Origin of the sequence: Paraburkholderia flava (assembly GCF_004359985.1) — a bacterium.
Lineage (GTDB): Bacteria > Pseudomonadota > Gammaproteobacteria > Burkholderiales > Burkholderiaceae > Paraburkholderia > Paraburkholderia flava.
In genome coordinates this window covers 1,224,999-1,243,078 of record NZ_SMRO01000001.1, presented here as the reverse complement: position 1 = coordinate 1,243,078, position 18,080 = coordinate 1,224,999, and the positions used below count along the sequence as shown (strand labels likewise).

Below are 18,080 nucleotides of genomic sequence, written 5' to 3'. Positions count from 1 at the left end.
TTCAGCGCTCCAGCGGGGTTTCGTCGCGGCCGCGCAGCACGATGTCGAATTCATAGCCGAGCGCGAAGCCTTCCTCGGTGACGTCGAGCGAAAACCGCGAGATCAAACGTTCGCGCGCATCGGCGGGCGTGCCCTGGTAGATCGGATCGAATGCGAGCAGCGGATCGCCGGGGAAATACATCTGCGTGACGAGACGCGAACCGAAGTAGTCGCCGAACAGCGAGAAGTGGATGTGATTCGGGCGCCACGCGTTCGGATGATTGCCCCACGGGTACGCGCCGGGCTTGATCGTGAGGAAGCGATAGCGGCCGTCCTGATCGGTCACGCAGCGGCCCGCACCAAGGAAGTTCGGATCGAGCGGCGCATCGTGCTGGTCGGCCTTGTGCACGTAACGGCCGGTCGAGTTCGCCTGCCAGATTTCAACGAGCGTGTTGCGGACCGGACGACCGCCTTCGTCGAGCACGCGACCCGTCACGACGATGCGCTCGCCGAGCGGCGCACCGTTGACGACGGCGTTGCGCGTCAGATCGTGATCGAGCGCGCCGAGATCGTCGGCGCCGTAGACCGGCACACGCTGGTCGCACAGACGTTCTTTCAGCGGAATCAGCGGACGTGTCGGCCCGCGCTTCACCGACGAACGGTAACCGGGTTCGAGATACGCGGGGTGCGATGCGAAGTCGCGCGGGGTGAGGAGGCTGTCGCCCATGGGGTGTCTCCGTCTGGATGTGGGGGCGCTGCAAGGATGAGACGACTTTAACTAATCCCGGAAGTTATGCAAAATGACGTTTTAGCGCATTTCGTATAACCACTCGTTATGCAACGTAGCCTTGCGGACAGCCGCGTCAAATTCCGTCATCTGCAGTGCTTTCTTGCCGTCGCGCAGTTTGGCGCGGTGCAGAAAGCCGCCGAAAGCCTGTCGGTCACGCAGCCTGCCGTGTCGAAGACGATCGCCGAACTCGAAGCGATTCTCGGCGTGAGGTTGTTCGAGCGCGGCCGGCGCGGCGCGGTGCCGACCCGCGAGGGGCAACTGTTTCTGCCGCACGCGAGCGCGTGCGTGAGTGCGTTGCGGCAGGGCGTCGATCTGCTGGCGGGCGCGCAGGGCGCGGTCGCCGCGCCGCTCGCGGTCGGCATGCTGCCGACGGTCGCGCCTTCGTTGGTGCCGCCGGTGCTGCGGCGTTTCGCGACGCAGTGGCCGCACGTGGTGGTTCAACTCGCGACCGCATCGAACGTCGAGCTGATGGCGCGGTTAAAGGAAGGGGCGATCGAGTTCGCTGTCGGGCGGCTTGCGGATCCGGAGCGGATGGTCGGGCTGAGCTTCGAGCAGTTGTACGGCGAGCCGCTCGTCGCGGTCGTGCGTGCCGGGCATCCGATGGCGAAGCGCGTCGGACCGCCGGCCGAGCTGCTCGACTACACGGTCGTGCTGCCGCCGTATGGGACGATCATCCGGCAGTCGGCGGAAAGTTTGCTGTCGGTGTGGGGCGTGCCGCCGCTGTCGTCGTTCGTCGAGGTGCTGTCGGTGTCGGTCGGGCGCGCGCTCGCGCTCGCGAACGACGCGGTATGGTTCGTGCCCGCGGGTGCCGTCGAACAGGATCTCGCGCACGGTGTGCTGGTGCGCCTGCCGCTGCCGTTCGCAGGCACCGACGAACCGGTCGGCTTGATCCTGCGTTCCGATGCGCAGCCTTCGCCTGCGGGGCGTGCGTTGATCGAGGCGGTGCGTGCGGTCGCACGTGAACGTCTGGCTAGCGGTGGCGTGCCGTCAACTTCGAGTAAATCGAAGCGCAAGCGCAGTAACGCGCATTGAGCGACGACGGCATTGCCTTCGTGCTGGCAACACAACGTTCCGCTGCTGGTCCGCTAATGCGACAGCAATGGCAAACCTTGCTGGTTTTGCGAAGCATTTGCCGCGCATTTCGGCACATTCGTCGGTGTCTGCCGAACAATCGACGCGATCTGTCACACGCGTGCCGCCAATCCGCGTCTGCTGCGGCATTTCATTCGCGACGATCGCGCCGGACGTCGCCACTGAAACGGCGACTTCTGCTATCGTCGCGGGCATGCAAACGATCCTCTCTGTTTCGAACCTCTCGAAAACCTACGCGTCTGGATTTCGCGCACTCAAGCAGATCGATCTGTCGATCCGGCGCGGCGAAATTTTTGCGCTGCTCGGTCCGAACGGCGCCGGCAAGACGACGCTGATCAGCACGATCTGCGGAATCGTCCGGGCGACCGAAGGCAGCATCACGGTCGCGGGCCACGACATCAATACGGACTATCGCGCGGCACGCTCGCTGATCGGCCTCGTGCCGCAGGAGCTGACCACCGACGCGTTCGAAACCGTCTGGGCCACCGTGTCGTTCAGCCGTGGTCTGTTCGGCAAGCCGGCCAATCCCGCGCACATCGAGAAGGTGCTGAAAGACCTGTCGCTGTGGGAAAAGCGTAACAACAAGATCATCACGCTGTCGGGCGGCATGAAGCGTCGCGTGCTGATCGCGAAGGCGCTGTCGCACGAACCGCAGATCCTGTTTCTCGACGAACCCACGGCGGGCGTCGACGTCGAACTGCGCCGCGACATGTGGAACCTCGTGCGCGGTTTGAGCGCGAGCGGCGTCACGATCATTCTCACCACGCACTACATCGACGAAGCCGAGGAGATGGCCGATCGCATCGGCGTGATCAACGGCGGCGAGATCATGCTGGTCGAAGACAAGGCCGAACTGATGCGCAAGCTCGGCAAGAAGCAACTGAGCGTGCAGCTCGAAAGTCCGCTGTCGGAGGTGCCGCCGCAACTGGCCGCGTACCGGCTGGAGTTGTCGGCGAACGGCAACGAACTCGTCTACACGTACGACTCGCACGAAGAGCAGGCGACACAAACGACCGGTGAACCCGCGGATCAACGCACCAGCATCGTCGCGCTGATGAACGCGCTGAACGACGCGGGCATCCGCTTCAAGGATCTGCAGACCACGCAGAGCTCGCTCGAAGACATCTTCGTGAGCCTGGTGAAGGGCGGACGCGACGCGAACGGTGGCACACACGGCGGCACGCACGCGAGTCGCGACAAGGAAAGCGCAACATGAATATTCACGCAATCCGCGCGATCTATCGCTTCGAGATGGCGCGCACCTGGCGCACGCTGATGCAGAGCATCATCGCGCCGGTCATTTCGACGTCGCTGTATTTTGTGGTGTTCGGCTCGGCGATCGGCTCGCGTATCAGCCAGGTCGGCGGTATCAGCTACGGGTCGTTCATTGTGCCCGGGCTGATCATGTTGTCGCTGCTGTCGCAGAGTATTTCGAATGCGTCGTTCGGCATCTACTTTCCGCGCTTCACCGGCACGATCTACGAACTGCTGTCGGCGCCGGTGTCGTACCTGGAGATTGTCGTCAGCTATGTCGGCGCGGCCGCAACGAAGTCGATCCTGCTCGGGCTCATCATCCTCGCAACTGCGGCGCTGTTCGTGCCGCTGCAGATCCTGCATCCGTTCTGGATGGTGCTGTTCCTCGTGCTGACAGCGGTGACGTTCAGCCTGTTCGGTTTCATCATCGGCATCTGGGCGGACAGCTTCGAGAAGCTGCAACTGGTGCCGCTGCTGATCATCACGCCGCTCACGTTCCTCGGCGGCAGTTTCTATTCGGTCGACATGCTGCCGCCGGTGTGGCGCATCGTGACGCTGTTCAATCCGATCGTCTATCTGGTGAGCGGTTTTCGCTGGAGCTTTTACGGCATCGCCGACGTGCACGTCGGTGTGAGTCTCGGTATGACCGTGGTGTTTCTGCTGGTGTTGATGGGCGGCGTCGCGTGGATCTTCAAGACCGGCTACCGGCTGAAAACCTGAGCCTCGATGCATGCGAGCCCGCGCTCGCATGCCCGCAACAAAACACGGCCGCCTACGCGCGGCCGGTTTTCATCCACGCAGCGACGAGCACCGAGATCAGGCAACCGCCCGCGAGGTACGCGGCGACCGGATGCCACGAGCCGCCCGCCATGTTCACCAGTGCCACCGCGATGAACGGCGTGAAACCGCCGCCGACCACACTCGCCACCTGATACCCGACGCCCGCGCCGCTGTAGCGATACTCGGTGCCGAAGAGTTCGGTGAACATCGGTTGCTGGACGCTGACCACCATGTCGTGCGCGACGTTCGCGAGCATCACCGCGAACACGACGATCCAGACGGTCGAGCGTGCATCGAGCGCGACGAAGAACGGCACCGCGCTCAGCATCCCGATCGTCGCGCCGAGCATGTAGACGCGGCGCCGGCCGAAGCGGTCCGCGAGCCACGCGAAGCATGGAATCGTCACGCAGCTCACCGCGCCGACCAGCAGCGCGATGTTCAGGAAGAACTCGCGGTTCATGCCGAGATTCGCGGTCGAATAGTTGAGCGCGAACGCGGTGACGATATACATCGTGAACAGCTCGGCGAGCCGCAGCGCGATGATCAGCAGAAACGCCTTGGGATGCCGCAGCAACGCCTCGACGATCGGCAGCCGCAGAACGCGTTCGCCATGCTCGCCGACCTTGTCGACGAATTCCTGCGACTCCGCCATGCTCGAACGGATCCACAGCGCGACCAGCACGAGCAGCACACTGAACAGGAACGGCAGACGCCAGCCCCACGCGACGAACGACGCGTTATCCATCGACCGGCTGATCAGCGAAACGAGGCCCGTCGACAGCACGAGACCGACACCGTAGCCGACCTGCACGCCGCTGCTGTAGAACGCCTTCCTGCGTTCGGGCGCGCTCTCGACGGCCATCAGCGCAGCGCCGCCCCATTCGCCGCCGACCGCAAAGCCCTGGATCGCGCGCAGCGTGACGAGCACAGCGGGTGCCCACCAGCCGATTTGTGCGAACGTCGGCAGCAGGCCGATCGCGGCGGTCGACAGGCCCATCATCGACACCGTCAGCACGAGCATGCGCTTGCGGCCGAGCCGGTCGCCGTAATGACCGAACACGAATCCGCCGAGCGGACGAAACAGGAAGCCGACGCCGAACGTCGCGAACGCGGCGAGCGTGCCCATCGCCGGACTGATTTTCGGAAAGAACTCAGTGTTGAAGACCAGCGCGGCGACGATCCCGTACAGCAGGAAGTCGTACCAGTCGACCACCGCGCCGACGAAACTGCCGAGCGCGGCTTTGCGCGCGTCGCGGCGGTTGCGTGTCGAATCGACGTCGGTCGGCGCCGACGGGCGGGTGGTGGTGGTCATCGCGGGTGTCTCCTGGCGTGTTTGTCGGGGCAGTATCGATGCGGCCCTTATGGAATAGCCGCAAGGATAAAGAGACGAGGGGCGACAGGCAATGCAAAGGCGCTACGCGGGGTGGTGCGCCGCTTGGCTCCGTCAGCGGGTATCATCCTTTCCCGTGATGCTGAAAAACAACATCAACTGATATACTACATACAGGATATTGATTTTTGCGGCGACGCACCATATCATTGAGTCATCGGCTGTTCACTCAATCTTCTGGAGCTGCAAAAATGGATCTGCTTTCTCTCGCGCTGCTTGGTGTTGCTGTTGTAGGGTTAGGTTCGGCTGCAACGGTGCTGTTGACCCGTTGGGTGCCGCAGCCGGTCGCTGAACTGGCCGCCGAACACGGCCGGTATGTCGGCCTGGGCGAAGCGGTGATGCCGCCTGCGACGGTGCCGTATCGTGCGCATGTTCAACCAGAGGCGATGAATGTCGTCAGAACTTCCAACTGAAACAGTGACTACACCGCTCACGCTGGCGCTGCAACCCATCAATGCAACCGCCAGCCTGCGCGATCAGGCATACGCGATGTTGCGGCAGGCCATCGCGGACGCGGACATTTACCAGTCGCGCGAAGAGATCCGTCTCGACGAGCGCGTACTGAGCGAAACGCTCGGCGTGAGCCGCACGCCGGTGCGCGAGGCAATGACGCTGCTCGAGCAGGAAGGCTTCCTGCGGATGGTGCCGCGTCGCGGCATCTACATCGTGCGCAAGAGCAAGCGCGAGATCGTCGAGATGATCCAGATGTGGGCCGCGCTGGAAAGCATGGCCGCGCGCCTCGCCACATTGAATGCAACCGACGAGGAAATCGCGCGGCTGCGGCACATGTTCGATCATTTCCGCGACGCGACGCCGGCCGAGCACATCGCCGAATACTCGGACGCGAACATCGCGTTCCATCAGGCGATCGTCGAGCTGTCGAAGTCGCAGATCATCCTCGAGACGATCAAGAACATCTTCGTGCACGTCCGCGCCATTCGCCGGCTGACCATCTCGCAGAGCGACCGCGCGTCGCGTTCGATCGTCGACCACCTGCGCATCATCGAAGCACTCGAGCAGCGCGATACCGAACTTGCCGAGCGGCTCGTGCGCCAGCACTCGCTCGATCTGGCCGCGTTCGTCGAAGCGAACTGCGATTTTCTCGATTGAGTTCGAATGCCGCGTGACTGAAGCACTCCAGGGCCGACGGATTTCCGCCGGCCTTTTTGTTTGCCCGGCAGTCCACGTCAGTAACCTCCTCAGTGTTTTCCCTTGGATCGCGATCGACCCGAGCGGCCTGTTCCCCCGAGACGCCTATCCCATAAGGCCACGCAGTCTTGTTCAGGGTTAATCCCGACACAAAAATCCGCTTGAACGAATGTGATATATCACATACCGTATTGTTCAAGTGATCTGCATTGCGCATCGATGGATCCGGGGCCGTCTCCGCATCGGCGGTCCGGCGCAGTGCACCGGATGTGTGTGCACGCCGGGTGCCGGAGTGTGCCGTCGGCTCATGCAGCTAATTAAACGTACGGAGGAAGACGACATGGGCAAGGCACTCGACGGTGTGCGCATCCTCGATTTCACGCATGTGCAATCGGGCCCGACCTGCACGCAGCTGCTGGCCTGGTTCGGCGCGGACGTGATCAAGGTGGAACGCGCCGGCGCCGGCGATATCACGCGCGAACAGCTGCGCGACATTCCCGACGCGGACAGTCTCTACTTCACGATGCTGAACCACAACAAGCGTTCAGTGACGATCGACACGAAGAATCCCGAAGGCAAACTCGTGCTTGAGGCGTTGATCCAGAAGTGCGACGTGCTCGTCGAGAACTTCGCGCCCGGCGCGCTCGATCGCATGGGCTTCACCTGGGAACGCATCCAGGAGCTGAATCCGAAGATGATCGTTGCTTCGGTGAAGGGCTTCGGTCCGGGTCCCTACGAGGACTGCAAGGTCTACGAGAACGTCGCGCAGTGCGCGGGCGGCGCGGCCTCCACGACGGGCTTCGACGATGGTCCGCCGGTCGTCACCGGCGCGCAGATCGGCGACAGCGGCACGGGTCTGCATCTCGCGCTCGGCATCGTCGCCGCGCTCTATCAGCGTGTGCAGACGGGCCGCGGCCAGAAGGTGCTCGCCGCGATGCAGGACGGCGTGCTGAACCTGTGCCGCGTGAAGCTGCGCGACCAGCAGCGGCTCGAACGTACAGGCGTGATGCGCGAATATCCGCAGTACCCGAACGGCACGTTCGGTGAAGCGGTGCCGCGCGCGGGCAATGCATCGGGCGGCGGTCAGCCGGGCTGGATCCTGAAGTGCAAGGGCTGGGAAGCGGACCCGAACGCATACATCTACTTCATCACGCAGGCCCCGGTGTGGGCCAAGATCTGCAACGTGATCGGCAAGGAAGAGTGGGCCGCCGATCCGGACTACGCGACGCCCGCCGCGCGCCTGCCGCGTCTGAAGGACATCTTCGCGGAGATCGAACGCTGGACGATGACCAAGACCAAGTTCGAGGCCATGGCGATCCTCAACAAGCACGACATCCCGTGCGGCCCGATCCTGTCGATGAAAGAGATCGCCGACGACCAGTCGCTGCGCAAGACCGGCACGATCGTCGAGGTCGATCATCCGGTGCGCGGCAAGTATCTGACGGTCGGCAATCCGATCAAGCTGTCCGACAGCCCGACCGAGGTCACGCGCTCGCCGCTGCTCGGCGAACACACCGACGAAGTGATGGCCGAACTCGGCTATACGATCGAACAGATCGGCGCGTTGCGCGCAGCCGGCGCGATCTGACCGGGATCCGATACCGATACGAAGTACTCATGGGGTCATGCGCGCACTGAACAGAGCGCGCATGACCCATCGATCAAACGATGTTGCAGCGGTGCGGGCACCATGCGACGACGCGCGCTTTGCGCCGGCGCCGGCACTGCCAGGAGATTGCGATGGATACGTGGATGCGTTTCATGTCGAGCGACGGAGGCATCGTGTTCGGCCGCGTCGAGAACGGCTATCTGCACGAGTACGACAGTCTCGACCAGCCGGTGCCGACCGGCGCGGTGCTGTCGCTGCGCGCATTGACACCGCTTGCGCCGTGCGCGCCCGGCAAGGTCGTTGCGTTGTGGAACAACTTCCACGCGCTCGCGGCGAAGCTCGAAAAGCCGGTGCCGACCCATCCGCTGTTTCTGTTCAAACCGCCAGGTTCGGTGATCGGTTCGGGCGATGCAATTCGTCGGCCCATGCATTACGCGGGGAAGATCGTCTATGAAGGCGAGCTGGGCATCGTGATCGGCAAGCGTTGCCGCGACGCGAGCGTCGAGGAAGCCGCGTCCGCGATCTTCGGCTACACGATCGTCAATGACGTGACCGCCGCCGAACTGCTCAACGAGAATCCGCATTTTCCGCAATGGTCGCGCGCGAAGGGCTTCGATACGTTCTGCTGTATCGGTCCTGCGATCGTGTCCGGTTTCGACTGGCACGCGGCGCGCGTCGTGACGACGCTGGACGGTGTCGAACGGCAGAACTATCCGCTGTCCGACATGGTGTTTTCGCCAGCGGAGCAGGTGAGTTTGATCTCGCAGGATCTGACGCTCGAAGCCGGCGATGTGATCGCGTGCGGTACGTCGCTCGGTGTCGGTTCGATCAAGGACGGCGCGACGGTCGAGGTGTCGATCGAAGGCATCGGCACATTGAGCAACGTGCTCGCGCTCGCTGCGCAACACGCGGCGACTGCGGTCGCGGCTGCAGAGACGGCCTGAACGTCGCGCGGCATTGCGCCGCCGCGATGCAACACAGCTTCGACCAGCAGCAACCAGGAGACAGCGTGATCGTTCTATCGCTCGCGATGTTGCTTGCAGCGGTTTCCTCGGCAGCGTTCGCCGCCGTGTGCGCGGGTGTCGCCCGACTGGCGATGCCGGTCGACCGGCGGCGCGTGTCGCGACGCGCGTCTTCATTCATCGCGGGCAGTGCCGCGACGTGCGCGGCATGCGCAGTCGCGCTGGGTGCGGGTCTCGACGGTTCGCCCGGCGCGACGATCGCGGCAATGGTCGGTGCTGTGCTGGGCGCGATGTACGCACAGCGCCGCGACTTTGCACGGCGTCCCGCTGTGCTCGCGTGGCGCGGTACGTTCGCAGGATGCCTCGCGATCGCGTGCGGATTTGCGCGCTATGGATTCGCGGCGGCGGTGAACGGCACGCAGCGAGCCGAGGTGTGCGTCGCGATCTTCGTCGGCGCCGCGTTGTTCGCGAGTTCGACGATCGTGCTGTGCCGTGTGCGCGGTGCGCCTGGCCGGCAACCGGTCATGTGGCGCGGCGAACGCATCGTCGATATCGCTGCGCTCGCGCTATGCGCGTGGCTCGCCTACGGATTCGCGACCGCGTCCCCACAGACTCCTGCCGGCACTTTGCTGTTCGCGATGAGCGTGCTTGCCGCAGCGCTCGGCGCGCACTGGATGGCACTGTCGAATCGTATGACTACCTGCTCGCTGCACGCACTTGCGCACGCACAGCGGCTGCGTTTCGACTGGCGCGACGTCGAAGCGCATGCGAGCGCCGGCGACGGCAGCATGCAGCCATGGAAACTGCTCGACGATACCTCGGGTGTTCGTCATCGCGCGATCGAACGAAGCGCGCTCGATCGACGCCGGTATGCGTGCCGACGCGCTGAACGAATGAAGTGAAGTGCTGGAACGAATACAGCGAATAAAAGGCGACGCCCGCGCGGGATGCGTTCATCGGGCGCCGCAAAGCAAAGCAGTCAGAAGTCGATCGCGGGAACGAACTCGCGGAAGTACTGGGTCTTCTTCTGCAGGATCAGTTGTGCGAGGAAGTCGGCATCGTAGGCCTTGTGCAGATGCGCGTGAAACCGCTCGATGTAAGCGGTGATGCGCGCGGCCTCGCTGGCGAATTCGTTGAGTGCGTCGAGCGTGCCGCGGTCCCAGCGAAAGCGCAGACCGAGGTCGCTGAAAGCGGCGTTATACGCACTGATATGTGCGTCGTCGGGACCGTCCGCGGTAACGCGAACAGTACGTGCGGTGACATGAGACACCGTCGAAGCGTGATTCATGGTCGGACTCCTGTGCGGACGAGTGAAGTAACTCGCCTTCAGCATAGGGCCCGCGATGGATTTGCAATAGTTAAAGTTTTATTGGAAATTCATAAACTACTACTTATGCACGCTCAGCGCTTTCACACCGGTGATCTGCTCGATCAGCTTTCCGCCTTCTTCCATCAGGAAACGGCGGAACGCGACGGCGACGGGCGGCAGGCGCTTGTTCTTGCGATGCACGACGTACCAGTTGAGCATCACCGGAAAGCCTTCGACGTCGAGCACGACGAGATGGCCGACCTTCAGTTCGAGGCTGATCGTATGCGCGGACAGGAACGCGATACCCATGCCGGCGATCACCGCCTGCTTGATGGTCTCGGTGCTCTTGATCTCCATCGCGATCTTCAGGTTCGTGAGCCGCCCCGCGAATCCTTCTTCCATCGAATTCCACGTGTCCGACCCGCGCTCGCGCACGATGAACGCTTCGTTCGCGAGGTGGCTCAGCTTGATGTTGCGCTTGTGCGCGAGCGGATGCGTCGGCGCCGCGACGATCACATACGGATGCGGCGCGAACGGTTCGTTGATCGCATCCATCTCGTGCGGCGGGCGCACCATCACCGCGAGATCCGTCTGATTGGTCGACAGTTGATGCAGCAGTTGCTCGCGGTTGTGCACCGACAGATTCAGCACGACACCCGAGTAACGCCGCGTGAATTCCGCGAGCAGACGAGGGAAAAAATAATCGCCGGCGCTGATCACCGCGACGTTCAGCTTGCCGCCGGAGACACCCTTCAGCTGCCCCATCGCTTCGTCCACTTCGTGGAACTGCTGGATGATCGTGCGGCTGTAGTGAAGCATCTCGGTGCCGGCGGGCGTGAGGTAGATCTTCTTGCCGAGCTGCTCGAAAAGCGGCAGCCCCGCGTGCTCTTCGAGCTGTCGTACCTGAGTCGAAACCGCGGGCTGCGTGAGGTGCAGTTCCTCTGCGGCGCGCGAGAAGCTCAGATGACGGGCCACTGTTTCGAACACCTTCAATTGACGCAGCGTGGCGTTTCTCATCGTCATGGCCGATGTATAAGCGGATATGAATCCAAATACTAACAAACTTTAATTATCACTGATCGAGCATAGACCCTAGGATGGAAACTGTAAGCAGATGGAAAACAGCGAAAACATCGGGTTAACACGGGTTTTTTCGCAAGTTGTGGTGGAGGCGAACCGGCTGCGATGCACTTGCCACAAGCCTCTCGATCAGAATTGGCATTCGATTTTTAATTGCGCGAATTCAAGGAATTTATAGCCGCGCAAAGACGTTGAACTGGCAGCATCCCCGCCACGGCGGGCACAACTATAAGTACTGATGTATCGCGCACGGCGATAACGCCGGCGACCCTGAATACATAGCGGAGACACTGCATGAACGCGAATATCCCGCAGGCCACGGCGACGCCTTTCTGGTCGAACAGGTGGTCTCAACTTGTCATCGGCATGCTATGCATGGCGCTCGTCGCGAATCTTCAATACGCGTGGACGCTTTTCGTCGCACCGATGAATGCGCGACATCACTGGGGGCAGGCTTCGATCCAGCTCGCGTTCTCGCTCTTCATTCTCACCGAGACCTGGCTCGTGCCGGTGGAAGGCTGGCTCGTCGACAAGTTCGGTCCGCGTCCGGTCGTTGCGGTCGGTGCGTTGTGCGCGGGCATTGCGTGGGTGATGAACTCGTACGCGACCACGCTGCCGGAACTCTATATCGCGGCCATCATCGCCGGTATCGGTGCGGGCGGCGTGTACGGCACGTGCGTCGGTAATGCGCTGAAACTGTTTCCGGACCGACGCGGTCTTGCGGCGGGGCTGACTGCTGCGGGTTTTGGCGCGGGTGCCGCGATAACGGTGATTCCGATCGCCAACATGATCACGCGCTCGGGCTACGAGCACGCGTTCTTCGTGTTCGGCATTCTGCAGGGCGTAAGCATCTTCATCCTGGCTCTGCTGCTGAAGAAGCCGGAAGCGCGCAAGATCGCTGTAGTGAAGAAGCGCTTCGCGGTCACGAAGATGGACTACACGCCGGGCCAGATGATCAAGACGCCGGTGTTCTGGGTGATCTATGTGTCGTTCGTTGCAGTGGCCGCGGGCGGTCTGATGGCGACCGCGCAGATCGGTCCGATCGCGAAGGACTGGGGCCTTGCCCGTATTCCGATGACCCTCTTCGGTATGACGCTGCCGCTGCTCACGGCGACGCTGTCGATCGACAACATCTGCAACGGCTTCACGCGTCCGCTGTGCGGTTTTGTTTCCGACAAGATCGGCCGCGAAAACACGATGTTCGCGATCTTCATCGGCGAGGGGCTCTCGTTGCTCGGGCTGATGGAGTTCGGTACGAACCCGTACGCGTTCATGACGTTCGCCGCGCTGATCTTCCTGTTCTGGGGCGAGATTTTCTCGATCTTCCCGGCCACTTGCGCGGACACGTTCGGCAGCAAGTACGCAGCAGCGAATGCGGGCACGCTGTACACCGCGAAGGGCACAGCCTCGCTGCTCGTGCCGATCGCGTCGGTGCTGTCGGCGACCGGCGGCTGGAACGCGGTCTTCATCGCGTCGGCGGTGGTCACGATCGCGGCGGGCATCGCCGCGAAGTTCATCCTCGCACCGATGCGCACGCGCTTCATCGAAGCCAGCGACGAGCCCGTGCTCAACACGGCCAATCCTTCGCGGTTGAGTCACTGGCCCGAACAGACCGGCGAATAGTTCGCGGCCTGGGCAACAGGGAAAGCGATGAACGTATCGTTGCAGCAGTTGCGGGTTTTCGTCGCGGTCGCGCGTCAGCGGAGCTTTACCCGCGCGGCGCGCGAATTCGCTTTGACGCAATCGGCTGTGAGCCGCTGCGTGCGCGAACTCGAAGAAGCCATCGACCTGCGGCTGTTCGATCGAACGACCCGGCAGGTCGAACTCACGCCGGCCGGCGCGAATCTCGAACGGCGCATCGGCCGGCTGCTCGATGAAATCGACCTGACGTTGCGCGAAGAGCGGATGGCACATGAAGGCCATACCGGCATGGTCGCGGTTGCCGTGTCGCCAACGCTGTCGTCGAACTGGCTGCCCGGTGCGCTGGCCCGCTGCGCGACCGCGTTTCCCGAACTGGTCGTGTCGGCGCGCGACTGGTCGCACGATGCGGTGATCGACAGCGTCGAGCAGGGCGAGGTCGATTTCGGCGTGATCTTGTCGAGCGTCGCGCCGAACCCCGACACCTTGCACGCACAGCCACTCTTTACCGCGACGCTCTGCGCGTTGCTGTCCGTTTCGCATCCGTTTGCGCGGCGTGCGTCGCTCGAATGGAGCGCACTCAATGACCTGCCGCTCATCACACTGAACCCCGAATCGGGTGTGCGTACCGCCGTCGACGGCGCGTTGCACACGCAGCGCGTGCACGCGCGCGCGATCCAGGCGCTGGGCCAGGCAGCCGCCGTGCTGCGGATGGTCGAGCTGGGACTCGGCGTTGGCGTGCTGCCCGTCGATGCGCGCGAGACGCTTGCGTCGACGCTCGTCGCGGTCCCGCTGCTGCCTGAGACCACGTTGACCGCGCAGCTGATCCGCCGCCGCAACCGCTCGCTGCGTCCGAATGCCGACGCGGTATGGGCGCAGTTCGCGCGCGGCAGTGCCGCGACGACGCCCGCGGCCTTCTCGAAGAAGACGTGGCCTGCCGCTCATGGCGTGCGGGCCGATCATCCGCTGGACGATGCAAATGCGACCTTGCACGCACGCTGATGCAGGTGCGGTCTGGTCGCGGCCGGCGCGAATTCTCAATGCAAGGAGTCAGACGATGAACATGCAAGCCGACCTGCAACGCCACGATCTGCTGATCGACGGAAAACGGATGCCGCCCGGAACCGGCGACTATTCGGTCGTGATCGATCCCGCGACCGAGCAGACGATCGCACTCGTCGCGCAGGGCAGCGCGGCCGACGTCGATACTGCTGTGCGGGCCGCGCGCGCTGCGCTGAAAGTGTGGAACGGGATGCGTGCGGCCGAACGGGGGCGCATCCTCGGCCGCTTCGCCGAACTGCTGCGCACGCATCAGGATGAGATTGCCGCGCTCGAGAGTCGCGACGCAGGCAAGCCGATTGCCGCCGTGCAGCGCCAGGATGTGCCCGCCGCGATCGACACGCTCGCGTACTACGCGGGCTGGTGCGACAAGATCAACGGGCAGGTCGTGCCTGTGCGTCCCGATGCGCTGACGTACACCGTGCGCGAACCGGTCGGCGTGGTCGCGGCGATCGTGCCGTGGAATTTCCCGCTGATGATCGGCATGTGGAAGATCGCGCCTGCGCTCGCATGCGGTTGTACGTTGATCGTGAAGCCCGCCGAGATCACGCCGCTGTCCGCGCTTCGGATCGGCGAACTCGCGCTCGAAGCGGGCGTGCCGCCCGGCGTGCTGAACATCGTGACCGGCAAGGGGCGTGTGGTCGGCGATGCGCTGGTTGCGCATCCGGGCATCGACAAGGTGACGTTCACCGGTTCGCCTTCGGTCGGGCGCGGCATTTTGCAAGGGGCTGCGAGCAACTTCAAGCGTGTCACGCTCGAGCTGGGCGGCAAGTCGGCGAACGTGATCTTCCCCGATGCGAATCTCGATCGCGCGGTACGTGCCGCGTCGTCGGGCATTTTCTTCAACACGGGGCAGGTGTGTTCGGCGGGTTCGCGGATTCTCGCGCATCGCGACGTGTACGACGAGGTCGTCGAACGGCTCGCGGCGCGTGCGCAGGCGATCAAGGTCGGCGATCCGTCGTCACGCGAGACGACGATGGGCCCGCTTGTCTCCGCCGCGCAGATGAAGACCGTGCTCGATTACGTCGATATCGGCCGCGACGAGGGCGCAACGCTCGTGACAGGCGGCAAGCGCATCGGGACGACCGGTTACTTCGTCGAGCCGACGGTGTTCTCGAACGTCGAGCACGAGATGCGCATCTCGCAGGAGGAAATTTTCGGACCGGTCGCGAGCGTAATCCCCTTCGACGACGAAGCCGACGCGCTGCGAATCGCGAACGGCACGCTGTACAGTCTCGCCGCCGGTGTGTGGAGTGCGGACATCGGTCGCGTGCATCGCGTCGCGCGCGAGCTCCGTGCGGGCACCGTGTGGATCAATACTTACGGCTATACCGACGTGCGGCTGCCATGGGGCGGCACCGGCGATTCGGGCTTCGGACGCGAACACGGTGACGTCGCGATCGAAAACTTCACTGAACCGAAAGCGGTGTGGCTCGCGCTTGATTCGTAAGCACGAAACAAAACCGGGCATCGAACCTGTACGGTCGATGCCCGGTTTTGTTATCGCAGCCCCGGCGTCTCGTTGCGTTGCTTCGCTCAACCGCCCTGCAACGCAATACGTTCGCGCAGCTTGACGAGCGCAAGCACGACATCGATGGTCGGCGTCGGCTCGCCGACAAGACGTCCCATCTCCTGCACCACCGTCAGCAACGGATCGATTTCCATCGGCCGGCGGTTTTCCAGATCGACCAGCGTCGATGTCTTGTGCGCGCCGACCGCCCCCGCACCGTCGATCCGCTTCTCGACGTCGACGCGGAAATGCACGCCGAACTGATCGGCGATCCGCTTCGCTTCGAGCATCATCGTGCGCGATACGCCGCGTGTGCCGGGGTCGCTCGTCAGCACATCGAGCGTCGCGTGCGTGAGCGCGCTGATCGGGTTGAAGCACAGGTTGCCCCACAGCTTCAGCCAGATTTCGTCGCGGATGTTGTCGCGGATCGGCGCATCGAAACCCGCGGACTGCATCGCTTCATGCAGCGCCTGGATGCGCGGCGTGCGTTCGCCGTCCGGTTCGCCGATCGGGAATTTCTTGCCGTACACGTGCTTGATCAGACCAGGCTCGACGATTTCCGCGGCCGGGTACAGCACGCAGCCGATCGCGCGTTCCGGTCCGAGCTTTGCCCACTGCGAACCGTCGGGATCGATACTCGCGAGACGCGTACCGGCGAACTTTCCGCCGTGCTGGTAGAAGTACCAATAAGGAATGCCGTTCACGCCGGTGACGATCGCGGTGTGCTTGCCGAGCAGCGGCTGCATCGAGTCGACGACGCCCGGCAGCGAGTGCGCCTTCAGCGTGATGATCACGTAGTCCTGAACACCCAGCTCGGCGGGATCGGACGTGCAGCGCACTTTCGCCGACACTTCCTCGCCGTCGATCAGCAGACGCGCGCCACGCTCGCGCATCGCGGCGAGATGCGGGCCGCGCGCGACGAAACTCACGTCCGCTCCCGCGCGTGCGAGCTGCACGCCCATCATTCCGCCAATCGCTCCTGCCCCGAAGATACAGATCTTCATGGTTGCCTCCCCTGACATTGAAAACCGCTTGCCTGCGCCGGCGTGTCTCGCGCTCGGGTCAGGCTATCGATGCAGGATAGGGGAGGACGACGATTGATGAAAGTTAAAGTTTCTCGGAAAAATCATTAGCGATTGCTTATGATTTTTCCCGCGACCTTTCGCCTTCGTTGATCCTGCTATCCGCGCCGGACCAGCAGAAAACTGATGCCGATCGCACCGAGAAACGTCCCGCAGCAGCGGTTGAACCAGCGCCGCACCTTCGTGCGCGTGAGCCACTTGCCGAGGTACATGCCCGCGCACGCATAGAGCGCGATCGCGAAGCATTCGAGGACGAGGAAGCTTGCGCCGAGTACGGCGAACTGCGGCAGCATCGGCTTCGCGATATCGACGAATTGCGGCAGGAACGCGGTGAACACGAGGATCGCTTTCGGATTGCCGGCCGCGACCAGACACTCCTGCCGTGCGATCCGCCACAGCGATGCGTCGTCCTGAGTCGGCGCATCCATCGGACCAGCATCGGTACGCCACAGCTGGATCGCGAGCCACACCAGGTAGGCGGCGCCGGTCAGCTTGATCGCGAGGAAGAACATCTCAGACGCGTGCAGCACGACCGCGAGCCCGGTCGCCGCGAGCACGAGCATCAGCGCGAACGACACGAGCCGTCCCGCGCCCGAGACGAATGCAGTCATGAAACCGTGACGTGCGGCGACGTTGATCGACAGCAGGTTGTTCGGGCCCGGCGCCATGTTGATCGCGAAGCAGGCGGGCAGGAAAAACAGCCAGGCGGTAAGAGACATGGTGGCTCGCGTAAGAAGATGAAGCCGCTGACGCTAACTGAGCGGCTAGTTGAGCGCGCGGGCGAACGATGAATCGTCCATCAATATCTGCACGTTCGCCCTTACCGTATCTTCCAGCGCGATCGCGTTGTTGGTGAACTTCGGTGCTTCGCGGCGCACTGTTTTCGTCGACGTGTAGACGACGCGGCCGCTCTCGACGTCGGTGACGATGTAGCGGATTCTCAGCGTCCATCGTGCGGGCGAACGTTCATCGTCGACGAAGCATTTCTCGATGCGCCCGCTCAGCACGCGGCGCGTACCCGCGAGGTCGAAGCCCGACAGTCGCAGCTGCGCGGCAATCGCATCGCGTACCGCCGCGTTGACATCCTGCTTCAGCAGAATACTGCTGACGGCGGTGTTCGCGATGCGGTTCGCCGAATGGCCACCTTCGAATGCCGGCTCATACACGAAGTCCTGCGCGGGAGCGACGGCAAGCGAGCCGGTGACGGGTTCCGCATGCGAGCGGGGGTGATAACCGAACCACGGACCGATCCACGAGCAGGCCGGCAGCAGCGACAGCATCGAGGCGGTGCAAAGAATGCGGCAGTGCGTTGAGAAAGGCGATTTCACGACGGAGCAGGTCAGGCCGGTTCGAACCACGTAGCGATGCGGGTCTTGCCGCTCCGTGCGGCAAGCTGA

18 protein-coding genes are annotated in these 18,080 nt (G+C 63.3%); 11 read left to right on the top strand and 7 right to left on the bottom strand.

Translation table 11 applies throughout. The annotated features are described in order from the left end of the window. Position 1: 1 nt before the first annotated feature. Positions 2-706, bottom strand: a complete 705-nt coding sequence (gene pcaH, locus E1748_RS05475; protein ID WP_133646114.1) for a protocatechuate 3,4-dioxygenase subunit beta — start codon at positions 704-706, stop codon at positions 2-4. Between the two features lie 108 nt (positions 707-814). Between pcaH and pcaQ the strand changes: the two genes are divergently transcribed. From pcaQ to E1748_RS05460, 3 genes are all read left to right on the top strand, one after another. Continuing rightward, positions 815-1,801, top strand: coding sequence for a pca operon transcription factor PcaQ (gene pcaQ / locus E1748_RS05470; RefSeq protein WP_133646113.1), 987 nt, complete (start codon positions 815-817; stop codon positions 1,799-1,801). A 253-nt stretch (positions 1,802-2,054) separates the two neighbouring features. Continuing rightward, positions 2,055-3,077: an ABC transporter ATP-binding protein gene (locus E1748_RS05465; protein WP_133646112.1), complete on the top strand. Its 1,023-nt coding sequence runs from the start codon at positions 2,055-2,057 to the stop codon at positions 3,075-3,077. Next, complete coding sequence (locus E1748_RS05460) at positions 3,074-3,835, top strand: ABC transporter permease (protein WP_133646111.1); 762 nt, start codon at positions 3,074-3,076, stop codon at positions 3,833-3,835. Before E1748_RS05465 ends, E1748_RS05460 begins: the two co-directional genes overlap by 4 nt. A 52-nt stretch (positions 3,836-3,887) precedes the next feature. Here E1748_RS05460 and shiA read toward each other — a convergent pair whose 3' ends face one another. After that, positions 3,888-5,207 carry a shikimate transporter gene (gene shiA, locus E1748_RS05455; RefSeq protein ID WP_133646110.1) on the bottom strand — a complete coding sequence of 440 codons (1,320 nt, stop codon included), beginning with the start codon at positions 5,205-5,207 and terminating at the stop codon, positions 3,888-3,890. 269 nt (positions 5,208-5,476) lie between these two features. Between shiA and E1748_RS05450 the strand changes: the two genes are divergently transcribed. The 5 genes from E1748_RS05450 (at position 5,477) to E1748_RS05430 (ending at position 9,907) form a co-directional block, all read left to right on the top strand. Then, positions 5,477-5,698, top strand: a complete 222-nt coding sequence (locus tag E1748_RS05450) for a hypothetical protein (protein WP_133646109.1) — start codon at positions 5,477-5,479, stop codon at positions 5,696-5,698. Beyond that, positions 5,676-6,395 (top strand): GntR family transcriptional regulator, encoded by a 720-nt coding sequence (locus E1748_RS05445; RefSeq protein WP_133646108.1) that lies wholly within the window; start codon positions 5,676-5,678, stop codon positions 6,393-6,395. Before E1748_RS05450 ends, E1748_RS05445 begins: the two co-directional genes overlap by 23 nt. Before the next feature lie 379 nt (positions 6,396-6,774). Further along, positions 6,775-8,022: a formyl-CoA transferase gene (gene frc, locus E1748_RS05440; RefSeq protein WP_133647244.1), complete on the top strand. Its 1,248-nt coding sequence runs from the start codon at positions 6,775-6,777 to the stop codon at positions 8,020-8,022. A 152-nt stretch (positions 8,023-8,174) separates the two neighbouring features. Then, positions 8,175-8,987 (top strand): fumarylacetoacetate hydrolase family protein, encoded by an 813-nt coding sequence (locus E1748_RS05435; protein ID WP_133646107.1) that lies wholly within the window; start codon positions 8,175-8,177, stop codon positions 8,985-8,987. 65 nt (positions 8,988-9,052) lie between these two features. Beyond that, positions 9,053-9,907, top strand: coding sequence for an NAD(P)(+) transhydrogenase (Re/Si-specific) subunit beta (locus tag E1748_RS05430; RefSeq protein WP_166653507.1), 855 nt, complete (start codon positions 9,053-9,055; stop codon positions 9,905-9,907). Positions 9,908-9,984: 77 nt separating this feature from the next. On the opposite strand, the gene E1748_RS05425 is transcribed toward E1748_RS05430, so the two are convergent. Together E1748_RS05425 and E1748_RS05420 are read right to left on the bottom strand one after the other, a co-directional pair. After that, complete coding sequence (locus E1748_RS05425; protein WP_133646105.1) at positions 9,985-10,293, bottom strand: HAD family hydrolase; 309 nt, start codon at positions 10,291-10,293, stop codon at positions 9,985-9,987. 99 nt (positions 10,294-10,392) lie between these two features. Continuing rightward, a complete protein-coding gene (locus E1748_RS05420; protein ID WP_133646104.1) occupies positions 10,393-11,337 on the bottom strand; it encodes a LysR family transcriptional regulator in 945 nt (314 codons plus the stop codon). A 351-nt stretch (positions 11,338-11,688) separates the two neighbouring features. Between E1748_RS05420 and oxlT the strand changes: the two genes are divergently transcribed. Genes oxlT through E1748_RS05405 form a run of 3 tightly spaced genes read left to right on the top strand, consistent with a single transcriptional unit; the run spans position 11,689 to position 15,541 of the window. Next, the gene (gene oxlT / locus E1748_RS05415; RefSeq protein ID WP_133646103.1) at positions 11,689-13,017 is read left to right on the top strand and encodes an oxalate/formate MFS antiporter; all 1,329 of its coding nucleotides are present in this window, start codon (positions 11,689-11,691) and stop codon (positions 13,015-13,017) included. A gap of 27 nt (positions 13,018-13,044) precedes the next feature. After that, the gene (locus E1748_RS05410; protein ID WP_133646102.1) at positions 13,045-14,034 is read left to right on the top strand and encodes a LysR family transcriptional regulator; all 990 of its coding nucleotides are present in this window, start codon (positions 13,045-13,047) and stop codon (positions 14,032-14,034) included. Positions 14,035-14,089: 55 nt separating this feature from the next. Next, on the top strand, positions 14,090-15,541 hold the full coding sequence (locus tag E1748_RS05405; RefSeq protein ID WP_133646101.1) for an aldehyde dehydrogenase family protein: 1,452 nt from the start codon (positions 14,090-14,092) through the stop codon (positions 15,539-15,541). A gap of 86 nt (positions 15,542-15,627) precedes the next feature. Here E1748_RS05405 and E1748_RS05400 read toward each other — a convergent pair whose 3' ends face one another. The 3 genes from E1748_RS05400 to E1748_RS05390 all read right to left on the bottom strand — a co-directional run bounded on the left by E1748_RS05400 (position 15,628) and on the right by E1748_RS05390 (position 17,963). Further along, a complete protein-coding gene (locus tag E1748_RS05400) occupies positions 15,628-16,605 on the bottom strand; it encodes a 2-dehydropantoate 2-reductase (RefSeq protein ID WP_133646100.1) in 978 nt (325 codons plus the stop codon). 176 nt (positions 16,606-16,781) lie between these two features. Then, a complete protein-coding gene (locus E1748_RS05395; protein WP_133646099.1) occupies positions 16,782-17,402 on the bottom strand; it encodes a LysE family translocator in 621 nt (206 codons plus the stop codon). A gap of 45 nt (positions 17,403-17,447) precedes the next feature. Continuing rightward, positions 17,448-17,963: a hypothetical protein gene (locus tag E1748_RS05390; RefSeq protein WP_205965194.1), complete on the bottom strand. Its 516-nt coding sequence runs from the start codon at positions 17,961-17,963 to the stop codon at positions 17,448-17,450. Between the last annotated feature and the right edge of the window lie 117 nt (positions 17,964-18,080).